At 42.1% G+C, this 12,773-nt stretch carries 12 protein-coding genes and 2 other annotated features; of the genes, 11 read left to right on the forward strand and 1 reads right to left on the reverse strand.

The features are described from left to right. Positions 1-13: 13 nt before the first annotated feature. The 11 genes from B7E05_RS17700 (at position 14) to trpA (ending at position 11,340) form a co-directional block, all read left to right on the forward strand. Positions 14-1,621 (forward strand): spore germination protein, encoded by a 1,608-nt coding sequence (locus B7E05_RS17700; protein WP_080875443.1) that lies wholly within the window; start codon positions 14-16, stop codon positions 1,619-1,621. Then, complete coding sequence (locus B7E05_RS17705; protein ID WP_080875444.1) at positions 1,618-2,844, forward strand: Ger(x)C family spore germination protein; 1,227 nt, start codon at positions 1,618-1,620, stop codon at positions 2,842-2,844. Before B7E05_RS17700 ends, B7E05_RS17705 begins: the two co-directional genes overlap by 4 nt. Before the next feature lie 18 nt (positions 2,845-2,862). Then, positions 2,863-3,951, forward strand: coding sequence for a GerAB/ArcD/ProY family transporter (locus B7E05_RS17710; RefSeq protein WP_080875445.1), 1,089 nt, complete (start codon positions 2,863-2,865; stop codon positions 3,949-3,951). 67 nt (positions 3,952-4,018) lie between these two features. Continuing rightward, positions 4,019-4,240: a YczF family membrane protein gene (locus B7E05_RS22735; RefSeq protein ID WP_080875446.1), complete on the forward strand. Its 222-nt coding sequence runs from the start codon at positions 4,019-4,021 to the stop codon at positions 4,238-4,240. Positions 4,241-4,338: 98 nt separating this feature from the next. Further along, positions 4,339-4,576, forward strand: a binding site (T-box leader). A 49-nt stretch (positions 4,577-4,625) separates the two neighbouring features. Continuing rightward, positions 4,626-4,884 (forward strand) — a binding site (T-box leader). A gap of 61 nt (positions 4,885-4,945) precedes the next feature. Beyond that, on the forward strand, positions 4,946-6,346 hold the full coding sequence (trpE, locus tag B7E05_RS17720) for an anthranilate synthase component I (protein ID WP_080875447.1): 1,401 nt from the start codon (positions 4,946-4,948) through the stop codon (positions 6,344-6,346). Further along, a complete protein-coding gene (locus tag B7E05_RS17725; protein ID WP_080875448.1) occupies positions 6,330-6,926 on the forward strand; it encodes an anthranilate synthase component II in 597 nt (198 codons plus the stop codon). The genes trpE and B7E05_RS17725 overlap by 17 nt, the downstream gene beginning before the upstream one ends. Then, complete coding sequence (gene trpD, locus B7E05_RS17730) at positions 6,923-7,948, forward strand: anthranilate phosphoribosyltransferase (protein WP_080875449.1); 1,026 nt, start codon at positions 6,923-6,925, stop codon at positions 7,946-7,948. Before B7E05_RS17725 ends, trpD begins: the two co-directional genes overlap by 4 nt. Continuing rightward, positions 7,949-8,743, forward strand: a complete 795-nt coding sequence (gene trpC, locus B7E05_RS17735; protein ID WP_080875450.1) for an indole-3-glycerol phosphate synthase TrpC — start codon at positions 7,949-7,951, stop codon at positions 8,741-8,743. A gap of 1 nt (position 8,744) precedes the next feature. Next, positions 8,745-9,350: a phosphoribosylanthranilate isomerase gene (locus B7E05_RS17740; protein ID WP_080875451.1), complete on the forward strand. Its 606-nt coding sequence runs from the start codon at positions 8,745-8,747 to the stop codon at positions 9,348-9,350. Positions 9,351-9,365: 15 nt separating this feature from the next. Further along, the gene (gene trpB, locus B7E05_RS17745; RefSeq protein ID WP_080875452.1) at positions 9,366-10,577 is read left to right on the forward strand and encodes a tryptophan synthase subunit beta; all 1,212 of its coding nucleotides are present in this window, start codon (positions 9,366-9,368) and stop codon (positions 10,575-10,577) included. Further along, a complete protein-coding gene (trpA, locus tag B7E05_RS17750) occupies positions 10,564-11,340 on the forward strand; it encodes a tryptophan synthase subunit alpha (RefSeq protein WP_080875453.1) in 777 nt (258 codons plus the stop codon). The genes trpB and trpA overlap by 14 nt, the downstream gene beginning before the upstream one ends. Positions 11,341-11,529: 189 nt before the next feature. Here trpA and B7E05_RS17755 read toward each other — a convergent pair whose 3' ends face one another. Continuing rightward, the gene (locus B7E05_RS17755) at positions 11,530-12,771 is read right to left on the reverse strand and encodes a hypothetical protein (protein WP_080875454.1); all 1,242 of its coding nucleotides are present in this window, start codon (positions 12,769-12,771) and stop codon (positions 11,530-11,532) included. Between the last annotated feature and the right edge of the window lie 2 nt (positions 12,772-12,773).

The raw sequence follows: 12,773 nt of genomic DNA on the forward strand, positions 1-12,773 counted from the left end.
GGTGTTCTGTGCTATGTCCTATCGTAAATTGCGAAAAAAGATGAATCATAAAGAACAACATACAGATTCCGGAAACGATGCACAAAAAAGCATTGGCACTTCTCTTACTGAAAATCTGAATATCATCAAACAAAAAACAGGAAATAGTCCTGATATTGTGATTCGCACCCTCCCTTTTGGTCAGGAACCTGAAGTGTCTACCGCTATTGTTTACGTAGATGGATTAGTGGATAATCCAACCATTAATGAGTTTCTCGTACAGACTTTGGAAGACAGCGCACAAGAAAAACTACATGAAAAAGATCTGTTCGCGTTTTTTTCTGAAAAAGTAGTCGCAGTCAGTAATCTGGAAACTAGCAAAGATTGGGATGTCTTATTTCAATCATTACTATCCGGTGACACGGTTATTCTTCTGGACGGAAAAGAAGAAATATTGATTGCCAGCACCAGAGGCGGAGAAAGACGTATGGTGGAACAAACAGATTCAGAAATAGCTTTACGCGGATCAAAAGAAGGCTTCACAGAAACAATCACCACCAATATCACGCTTGTGCGACGCATTATTAAAAATCCTGATTTATGGGTAGAACCGATGAATTTAGGAACACAGACAAATACAGATCTTTCACTAATGTATATCAACGGCATCGTCAATACTGACATATTGGAAGAAGTCCGTCAGCGCTTAGGACATGTAAACCTCGATAGTATTCTGGACTCAGGTTATATTGAACAAGTGATTGAAGATGAAAGCTCTGGAGTATTTCCAACCGTTATTCATACAGAAAGACCCGATGCTGTTGCTGCGAATCTTCTGGAAGGAAGAATTGCAATTTTTGTTAACGGTACACCTCATGTGTTGATTGTTCCTGCTGTTATGATTCAGTTTTTCCAGACACCGGAAGACTACTATGTACGGTTTCCTATAAGTACATTGATTCGGCTTTTACGTGTCTTTATGTATTTGATTTCATTGATTGGTCCTGCTTTTTATGTGGCAGTAACAACTTTTCATCAGGAAATGATTCCAACCGACTTGCTGGTTATTATCGCCTCCCAGACCGAAACCGTACCTTTTCCGGCTATCGTGGAAGCATTGATTATGGAAGTCACTTTTGAAATTTTACGGGAAGCCGGTCTGCGGATGCCCAACAAAATCAGCTCGACGATATCCATCGTCGGGGCACTTGTTATTGGACAAGGTGCCATTCAGGCTGGCATTGTCTCTCCGGCCATGGTCATTGTTGTGGCGATCACAGCAATTGCCAGTTTAGCTACGCCTACGTATGACATCGCTATTTCTGCCCGGTTGATTCGTTTTGCTTTTATGCTGGGCGCAGCAATTGCCGGTTTTTATGGCATCATCCTCGGATTGATTTTACTGGTTGTACACCTTGTCAGTTTGCGTTCATTTGGCATTCCTTATATATCGCCGCTTGCACCGTTCAATTCAAACAGTATTAAGGATACGATTTATCGCGGGCCACTGTGGTCATTCAATAAAAGGCCGAAATCCCTTCATCCCGAAAATGCAGTTCGCCAAGGAGAAGACCAAAGGCCTTCACCACCTAGAAAACGAGGAATGGTCAAGGCGGAGATGAAAGAAGGAGATACAAAATGAGAACTAAATGGATAATTCCCTTTTTCATGGCTGCCTGTCTTTCCTTACTTTCGGGGTGCTGGAGCAGTATAGAATTAAAAGAATTGGCCATCGTTTCTGCTTATGCCATTGATAAAAAAGAAGACGGTACGTATGTTGGTACATTTCAGCTCATTAATCCAATGAATGTTCCCGGTGCACTGCAAGGGGGCGCTGCCGGACAAAACCCGAGTATAACCACTTACACAACGACGGGCGGCAATCCTTTGGAGCTGACTGACCGCGCATCAAAAAAAATTTCCAGAAATCTCTATTTTGCGCACACTAGTTTATTGGTCGTCAGCGAAGAGCTTGCCAGAGAGGAAGGACTTTCGTCTCTTCTCGATGCAATGGAACGCGGACTCGAATTTCGAACAACGACAAAAGTGATTGTTACGCGAGGAGCACAAGCTAGTGATTTCGTCAAAATATTAACAGCTATCGATCAAGTACCTGCTGAAAAAGCGGTTAAATCCTTAGAATTCACAGAAGAACTATACGGAGAAAATATAGCAACTAATTTGCAAAAATTTATTAAGTCTACAGTATCGACAGGAAAAGAACCATTGGTCAGCGGCTTCACGATACAAGGCGATGTGGAAAAAGGGCAAACGATGGCACAGCTGCAATCAACAGGTGGTGCTGCAACGATTGAAGTAGATGGTATGGGTGCTTTTAAAAAAGGGAAATTGGTGAACTGGATAGATGGAGAAAAAGCAGAAGGAACCCTTTGGATATTAGACCAGATTCGGCAAGCTCCTGTAAATATAGAATGGGAAGACCACAAAGACGCCATTTCCTATAAAGTGATACGTCAAAAAACGAATGTATCTGCACGAGTAACGGACAATAAGCCGGTCATCTCGGTCAATATCCGTGCAGAAGGCGACCTTCGTGCGATAGAAGTGCCGGTCGATGTGACCGATCCGCATGTATTATTTCAAATCGAGAAAATATTGGAACAAAAAATTGAAGAAGAAGTCAAGGCAGCTATTCAAGAAGCACAAAAGGCAAGAACAGATGTCTTCGGATTTGGAGAAAAGCTGCAACAATCTGATCCGGATGAATGGAAAAAGCTTGAACCAGATTGGCAGGAGGAAATTTTTCCTGAACTAGAAGCAGACGTAACCGTGGAAGCCTTTATTCGTCGTACTGGGATGCGAAACAGCCCATATCTTTTTGATATCGAGAAAAAAGGCGAGTAAAAAGGAGGAGACTTGCAGATGGAAAAGGCAAAAATCAGTGCAAGCCAATTATTTATCCTGATGGTTTTATTTCAACTGAGCAATTCTTTGCTGATTCCTCTTGCAATGGGGGCGGGACGCGACAGCTGGTTAGCCATTCTTGTCGCTTCCGCCGTAAGTATCTTCTTATTTTTTGTTTATTGGGCACTTTATCTGTATTATCCCAAACTTTTGCTGACAGACTATACAGAGAAAATCATTGGCAAAATTTTAGGACGAACTCTAGCTTTTCTATATATCCTCTTTTTCTTATATACCGCTGCAAGAGTATTGCGGGAGTTTGGTGTCATGCTGCTGTCTTTTGCTTTTGCAGAAACTCCTTTATTCGTCGCCAGTACCCTGATGATTCTAGTGGTTATTTATACGGTTTATAAAGGCATTGAGGTCATCGCCAGGACAGGAGAGCTGCTTTTTGTTGTCATGTGTCTGCTTGCAGTCTTTCTGTTCCTGCTTATTGCCATCTCAGGGTTGATTGAGATTTCGAATATAAAACCTGTCCTGGAGGATTCGCCCAAAGTATTGAAAACAGTGTTTACAGAGACATTATATGTCCCTTTTGGTGAAATCATTGTATTCACGATGATTTTCCCCTATTTGAATCAAGCAAAGAAATTGAAAAAGACAGGAGTAACGGCAATAAGCGCCACTGGTGCTGTACTTGCTCTAACCACCCTTTTGAATATTAGTGTCCTTGGCGTACCTCTCATTGAGCGTTCTCTTTTTCCTTTATTAACAACGATCCAATCCATTGAAGTCGGCGGTTTTTTGGAACGTCTCGATGTGATCTTTATTCTTGTGCTTGTGATTGGGGGTTTCTTTAAAGTATCAGTGTATACTTACTGTGCCATTATCGGAACAGCAAATTTATTTAACATCAAAGAACCATCCAAATTAGCCTATCCGTTGGGAATGACAGTATTATTTGTATCCATGATTATTGCAAGCAATTACTCTGAGCATCTTGAAGAAGGACTAAAAATATTCCCGCTCTATGCACAGCTTCCTTTTCAAATTATTTTTCCTGTGCTTCTGCTTATAATCGCCTTTTTTAAAAACAGAAAATCGTAAGCAATTCAGAGTGGTGCAAATATAACCAAGACACACAACTATAAATAATATGATTGGAGCGTAAAAAATGAAAATCCTCGGTATTTCACTGCTTATGTTCATCCTTTTAGCAGGTGTATCCACAGGAATCGATCTCTTAAACGGATATGAAGTACCCGCCATCAGATCACTTAATCCGATATATGTTATGGAAATCCCTGAATTAGCAATCATGTATCTGCTTCTACTCCTCTTATTTGTTGATCCTGTCTCGTCTTTTTTGCAAAAAAGACGTAATCGGAAAAAATGACATGCTACAATCAAATAATCAAATAATTTTATTTTTTTCTACGAATCTATTGACAACTGCCTGTACCTTCGTTTAATATTGTCTTCAATCAATTAAATGTTGTGGCGTTGATGAAGAGGAGTAATTACAGGTGAACTCTAAAGAGAGCTGATGGTTGCTGTGAATCAGTGAGTATCCTTGTAATGAATGGACTTCGGAGCTCCAAACCGAAACAGATACGGAGTAGGCTTTGGCGGAATGGTTTCCCGTTACGGAAACTTAGAAGATAATGTTCTTCTTTTAGAGTGAGCTGCTTGTCAGCTAATAAAGGTGGTACCACGGTCCCTCGTCCTTTTATATATGGATGAGGGGCCTTTTTGATTTTTGGAGAATAATAAAAAAGATATGATAAGCGATGATGAAGAGGAGTACATAATCTTCCATGCATCACAGAGAACTGATAATTTGGTGGGATATCAGTATGCAGGGATTATGGAATGGACTTCTGAGTGTTTTTCCGAATAGAAGTGCATCTGCACATGAGTAGGAAAAAACGTATTTCCGACGTTACACGGATAGGGTATCGGCAAAGTCCTGTACCTGATAAAGATAGAAAGCGTATGCTTTCTAAACAGAGGTGGCACCGCGGCCCTATCGTCCTCTATAAGCACATAACTGTGTTTATAGAGGATTTTTTTATTTCAAAAATATAAAGGAGAGATCATCATGACGGCACATGTCACGCAACAAACATACCCGATCGATGGGTTAATCCCTATTCAAGTTTATCAAAACCTGCCCAAAGCAAAAAAATATCTATTAGAAAGCAGCTTTCCCCGTGAAGAAAAAGGACGCTATTCGTTTATCGGGATTCGCCCTTATCAGGAAATCATCGGACGCGGGAATGAAACAACACTTATCAGCACTTCCCATGTAGAACCGCTGGTTGTCCATCAGCATGCATTGCATTTCTTGCAGGAAACGATGCCGAAGCTTGCTTTGTCTCTTCCTATCCCCTTTTACGGCGGGGCAGTTGGTTATATAGGCTACGATACGATTCAGGCTTTTGAAGATACTGGGCAGACACCCTTTGATGACCGGAATATGCCTGACATTCATTTGATGCTTTTTGAAGATACAATCGTTTTTGATCATGAAGAGAATAAACTGCATCTGATTGCTATTGACCGGGACGGCGGCTCAGAAGATAATCGGGCGCGGCGGATTCAAAAGATGGAACAGTTTATAGAACAAGCAAGAAGCACGGATCTCCCTGTTCCGCAAACCTATGCGTTTATACCGGAAATGGAACAAAGAAATTTTGAACGGAATGTGGAGATAGCGAAAGAACGTATGCAAAAAGGAGATATTTTTCAAGTCGTTTTATCGCAGCGGTTTTCAAGAGAAGTGGAAGATGAGCAGGAATTTGGTCTTTCTTTTTATGAACAACTGCGGAGACATAACGCTTCCCCTTACATGTTCTATATAGATTTTCAGGATTACACGGTACTGGGAGCTTCTCCGGAAAGCTTAATAGAAACCAACGGCAGTCAAGTCGTTACCAATCCGATTGCCGGAACACGAAAACGAGGAGAAACGGAACAAGAAGATCAAGCATTAGCAGAAGAACTGCTTGCAGACGAAAAAGAACTGGCAGAACATCGGATGCTGGTTGACTTAAGCAGAAATGATTTAGGCCGTGTCTGCGAGATAGGCAGCATTGAGATACCGGTCTATATGACGATTGAGCGTTACCAGCACGTGATGCATATTGTTTCCGAAGTAACCGGAACATTGCGGCAGGACTATTCAGGAATTGATGCGCTTATCTCCTGTTTACCGGCCGGTACGGTATCGGGGGCGCCTAAAATCCGGGCGATGCAAATCATTAATGAACTGGAAACCGTCAAACGTGGACCTTATGCCGGCGGAATCGGTTTTATCAACTTTGAACATGACGTGCATATCGCACTTGCTATCCGCTCTATTATTATCCAGAACTCCAAAGCATATTTTCAAGCCGGTGCCGGCCTGGTACATGATTCCGTTCCGTACAATGAATATATGGAAACCATTAACAAAGGACGATCTTTTATGGAGGTGCCTGAACTTGATTCTATTAATTGATAATTATGATTCTTTCACATACAACCTGTTTCAATATGTCTCAGAGTGCGGCGTACACGTAGAAGTTATCCGCAATGATAAAGTAACACCGGAAACGATTGACACTTTAAAACCGGAAGCGATTATTATTTCACCTGGACCTGGCACTCCAAAGGATGCAGGGAATTGCACGGATATTGTGCAAACGTACTATAAGCAGCTGCCGATACTGGGAATCTGCCTCGGACACCAAGTGATTATGGAAGCGCTGGGCGGAAGAGTGATTCAAGCATCTACCATTAAACATGGAAAAACATCACTGATTGAGCATGATGACACCGGGCTTTTCCAAGGGCTAAATAATCCTGTGGAAGTGATGCGTTATCACTCTCTTGCAGCGGAACACAACACTGTGCCAACAGAATTACGCATTACAGCAACCGCTATCGATGATGATGAAATTATGGGAATAGCCCATCAAACCTATCCTGTCTACGGATTGCAATTCCATCCTGAATCGATTGGAACACTGGATGGAAAACAAATTATCTCTCATTTTGTTGAGACACTTGCAAAACAGAAGGAGGAAGTAATATCATGAAACCAAATTTTAATCAATTACTGGAAGGCAATGATTTATCTTTTGAAGAAACAAAGGCATTATTTAACGCTTGCTTTCAGGAAGATGTTTCCGATACCGAGTTATCCGCTATTTTAGTTGCATTAAAAATGAAACAGCCGACTGCACAAGAGTTGGCAGGCTTAGCTGACGTGATTCATACCAACTCCCCTTTCCAGTTTGATTTAGGTATTCCGGCAATGGATAACTGCGGAACAGGCGGTGACAGATCGAACAGTTTTAATATCAGCACCTGTGCGGCATTTGTTTTAGCCGGCGCCGGTGTGACGGTCGCTAAACACGGGAATCGCCGTATTTCCAGCCAGACCGGAAGTGCAGATGTATTAGAAGAGCTTGGTATTCCGCTTGATTTAACCAAGCCGCAAATCAAATATATCCTGCAGGAAAATCAAATCGCCTTTTTATTTGCGCAACATGTTCATCCGACGTTGAAGCAGATTGCCGGTGTACGTCAAAAACTTCGGACCCCGACCATTTTTAACTTAGTCGGTCCTTTGACCAATCCGGTTGCACTGCAATCACAGCTGATTGGTGTTTATTCGGAGGAAGCACTGCCAATCGTAGCAAAATCGCTGCAGACGCTCGGCAGAAAACGTGCTCTGGTCATTCATGGCGCGGGTGGAATGGATGAAGCCTCCATGCAGGGCGAAAACAAATATATTTTACTGGAGAATAACGAATTAAAAGAAGGAACGATCCATCCGGAAGATGTCGGGTTATCCGTCTATACGAACCAAGAAATTGAAGGCGGCGATTCCAAACAGAATGCCGACATCCTGCGTTCGGTATTAAACGGAGAACCAGGCGCTTACCTAGATACGGTGCTGTTTAATGCAGCGATTGCATTATTTGCCACTGGACGCGTTGATTCGATCAAAGATGGCGTGGACGTTGCCAGAAACAGCGTATTCTCCGGAAAAGCGAAAGCAAAATTAGATACGTTGGTGCATTACAGCAAGGAAGCCAAACAGGAGGTAGTCTAAATGACCTTTTTAGAAAAAATTATCGATAAGAAAAAACAGGAAGTTGCCGAACGAAAATTACAATCCTCCGGGAATGACACCCGGAAACATCCGATTTATCCATTTCATGACAGCGTGCAGGCAGCAAACCATATGTCCATTATTGCAGAAATCAAACGGTCTTCCCCTTCTAAAGGAGCAATTCAAATGGATGTGGATATCCTTAAGCAGGCAAAACAATATGAAGATTCCGGTGCAGCTGCGATTTCTGTTTTAACGGATGAAAACTTTTTTCACGGCTCCCTCGATGATCTGAAGGCAGTTAGTGAAGCTGTTTCCATTCCCGTCCTTTGTAAAGATTTTATCATTGATGAGATTCAAATTGATGATGCCAAAAATGCGGGGGCATCCATTATATTATTAATTCTTGCTGCATTGCCGCTCGAACGGTTTCAGCGTCTGTACCATTATGCCACAGAGCAAGGGCTGGAAGTACTCTGTGAGGTGCATAACGCAGAGGAATTAAGAGATGCATTGACCGTCAGCCCAAAAATTGTCGGGGTTAATAATCGTAATTTAAAAACCTTTGAAGTTGATTTACAAACAACGCCGGAACTGATTCAACAAATCAATGCGAACGGGCTGACAATCATCAGCGAGAGCGGGATGCGTACGAAAGCAGATGCTGAATTAGCCAAAGATGCCGGTGCTAATACAATCCTGGTCGGTGAAACGTTAATGCGTTCCGATAATGTGGAAAAAGATATGCAGGCATTGCAGGTGCCTCTCTCTCCTTCCCCGAAAGGAGCCTCCTGATATGCTCGTCAAAATCTGCGGAATCACCACTCCTGAAATAGCAGAGGCTGCCGTCCATGCAGGTGCAGATTTTTTAGGCTTTGTTTTCGCCAAAAGCAAACGGGAAATTTCCACAGAACAGGCTCGAAAAATAATTGCACCACTGCCTGAGCATGTAAAAAGTGTCGGTGTTTTTGTCAATAAAGATACGAAGGAAATAGAACATATCGTACAGGAAACCGGGATTGATTTTGTACAATTGCACGGAGAAGAAACAGCTGAAGCGGTTAAGAACTTTTCTGTTCCCGTTATCAAATCGCTTCCCGGTACAACAGATGGGTTACACATTGCTGCACAATATGATGCAGCATCTTATCTGCTGATGGACAGTCCTCCCCTCCCCCATGCACATGGAGGGAACGGAATTGCTTTTAACTGGTCCATTTTAAAAGGAAATCATTTCACCGACCGATTGATGTTAGCAGGTGGACTGACAGCAGAAAATGTTGCTGAAGCCATCCGGGAGGCAGGCCCCATTGGTGTGGATGTCTCCAGCGGTGTGGAAACAGACGGAGAGAAAGACCCAGATAAAATAAAAGCTTTTATTCACGCAGCGAAACAACAATAGAAAGGAATAGATACCATGCAAACATATACATTTCCAGACAGTACAGGTAAATACGGAAAATTCGGAGGCAGATATGTCCCGGAATTACTGATGCCGGTTGTCTTAGAACTGGAAGAAGCCTACGAAGCAGCTAAAAACGATCCTTCTTTTCAGGAGGAACTAAATAATTACCTGACAGAATATATCGGCAGAACCACGCCTTTGTATGAAGCAGAACAATTAAGCAAGCACTTGGACGGACCCAAAATCTATCTAAAACGGGAAGATTTAAATCACACCGGCGCGCATAAAATTAATAACACGATTGGGCAGGCCCTTTTAACTTTACGAATGGGCAAAAAGAAAGTGGTCGCTGAAACAGGAGCCGGCCAGCACGGTGTAGCAACAGCAACTGTCTGCTCTCTGCTCGGTTTAGAGTGTATTGTTTTTATGGGTGAGAAAGATATTAAAAGACAGAAATTGAACGTGTTTCGTATGGAACTTTTAGGCGCCAAAGTGGTTGGCGTTTCTCAAGGCAGCGCAACATTAAAAGATGCCGTGAACGAAGCATTCCGCTATTGGGTAAACAATGTTCACGACACCCATTATATTATTGGCTCTGTTGTTGGCCCGCATCCATTCCCGCGTATTGTCCGGGACTTTCAATCAGTGATTGGTGCAGAAACCAAACAGCAGAGTCTTGAAAAACAAGGGAAACTTCCAGATGCAGTCGTTGCTTGTGTCGGCGGAGGAAGTAATGCCATGGGCATGTTTTATCCATTTGTAGAAGATAAAGAAGTTGCTTTATACGGAGTCGAAGCGGCAGGAAAAGGCGTGGACACTGATGAGCATGCAGCTACGCTCACAGGCGGATCTCCCGGCATGATGCATGGTACCTTCACGTATTTACTGCAGGATGAAGCAGGTCAAATTCAGGAAGCAGCTTCGATTTCTGCCGGGTTAGACTATCCAGGAATTGGCCCGGAACACAGCCATCTGCGTGACAGCGGCCGGGTGACCTATCCTTCGATTACAGACGAAGAAGCATTAGAAGCTTTCCAATTACTCGCGAAATTAGAAGGAATTATTCCTGCCCTGGAAAGTGCACATGCTGTTTCCTATGCATGCAAACTTGCCAAAGAAATGTCTGCCGATCAGTCACTGGTTATCTGCCTGTCTGGACGCGGAGATAAGGATGTTGAACAGGTCAAAGCAAAGCTCGAGGAGGATTCCGATGGGAAAGCATAAATTAGAAAATACATTAAATAACATCAAAGCGACTGGAAAGCCGCTGTTCATTCCTTATATGATGGCTGGTGATGGTGGCATAGACCAAATCAATGAACGCATTCAGTTTTTAGATGAATGTGGTGCATCGGCGATAGAATTGGGGATCCCCTTTTCAGACCCGGTAGCAGATGGTCCTGTGATTCAGGATGCCGGACTGCGTGCGTTACAAGAGGGGACAACATTAAAGCGGGTTCTTGATGAAGTAAGGAAACAAAAAGAAACTCGGAACATCCCGATTATTTTGATGACCTATATCAATCCGATTTGGAATTATGGGTACGAGCAATTCGCGAAAGACTGTGATACTGCAGGCGTAGACGGGATTATTATTCCTGATATCCCTATGGAAGAGGAAACAGATATTGCAGCTGCCCTTACTGAGCAGTCCATTGCCTTTATCCGTTTAGCCGCAATGACAAGCCCAGATGAACGCCTGAAGAAAATCGCCCAGGAATCGGAAGGCTTTTTATATGCTGTTTCTGTTAGTGGTACTACCGGCGAACGTGCACAGCACGAGGAAAGTACGCTTCATTATCTGGAGAAATTAACCAAGTTCAGCTCTGTTCCTGTTCTGGCCGGCTTTGGAATTTCTAATCCAGACCAGGCCAAGCACTTAGCCGCTTATTGTGACGGTGTCATTGTCGGCAGTAAAATTGTCCACTTATTTGCAGAAGGAAAGCAATCGGAAATTAAAAAATTAATCGGTGACACCGTTCAATAAAAGAATTGGACTTATTTTAGCTGTTGTTTTGCGATAAATGTATGTTTGCATTGATATAAGTGTCGAGACAACCAGTTTCTGACCGCATATAATATATTAGAATCTAGACAACGTTGTCCTTGATTCAAACCATCACAACAACCCATGCCTTGAGGGAGCTGTATGCCACACACAGCTCCCGTTTTTTTATTAATCCTCAAATCCAAGTTGATTTAAATTAACATATTGATATTGATTCACGGAGTCACCAGCCTGAATAATGCCTTGATATACATTGTCTCCGGTTTCCATATCAAACACGTTTACGGAAATATCGGTCACTGTAAGCTCAGAAAATGCAGGAGACACAATATAAAAGTAGCCATCATGAATTTCTGTTAATGGATAACTTTCTTCTTGATTTAGATTCATATCTCCGCTTAATACACTTTCATCAAAAATAACTTCCTGGTCTTCTAAATTTGCATCAAATTTTGTTAACATATAATTTTCTCCGCCACGCATCCCTGAATATACAGCATTATCATAAATACGGAGTAATTCTTCTTCGATTCCATTTTCACCCGGAAGCTCCATTGTCTTGAAGCTATCATCCTCTACATTATACAATAGCAGTTCATACGTAAGCGGTGCATCTTCATCTTCAATAATGGAACCTTGCTGATTTACTTTATATTCATTAGACGTGTAGAGATAATGCATTTCTCCATTAATCAAACCACTGTCCTGAAAATCTAAAGAAGCATGTGCCCCTTCTTTTGAATCCACATTCTGTTCAGGGTATTTGATATCATCTAGCGTTTGCGTCTCCATATCAATGACAAGAATAGCAGTTTCGTCACCTAAATCATAAGCTGTATCATCTTGTTCTCTTTCCATAAATACTTGAATATATAATTGGTTGTTATCAGCTGTAACGGAATGGACTCCGTACATGTTCCGTTCAGTTTCCAAAGCAAAATCAAAGGAATGCGTTTCTTCCGTTTCTTTATCTAGTAGTTCTACTTCCAACTTATTCTGTTCCATATCCTCTCCAACTAATTTTTCCTCATCAACATAAATCAGCTGATTTTCCATTTCTGTAAAATTTTCACTCCAGTGATTTTTCCCACGCATAAAGTCAGGATACTGTTCTATATATCTTTCTATTGGCAGATCTGGATAACCTCTTCCAAAAATCATTCCGCTAGACTGATCTACCCGTTGTGATCCGTCTACTGATAACTGAAAAATGTCAGGTATTATACTTCCGCCAGAGCTATATTGTCCATCTCCTAATATAAAAGCATCTTCCATTACCGCTTCATCCCCAGATATTGTTTTCCAATTAAAATGAAGTTCTTCTTTTCCCATCAGATAAAAAGCCATGAAGATTACAGAGATGAAAAGAATGGCAATATATATTATGGAATAGCGTTTTAAATGGTTCATCT

The sequence above is a fragment of the Oceanobacillus timonensis genome (genome assembly GCF_900166635.1).
GTDB classification, from domain to species: Bacteria; Bacillota; Bacilli; order Bacillales; family Amphibacillaceae; genus Oceanobacillus; species Oceanobacillus timonensis.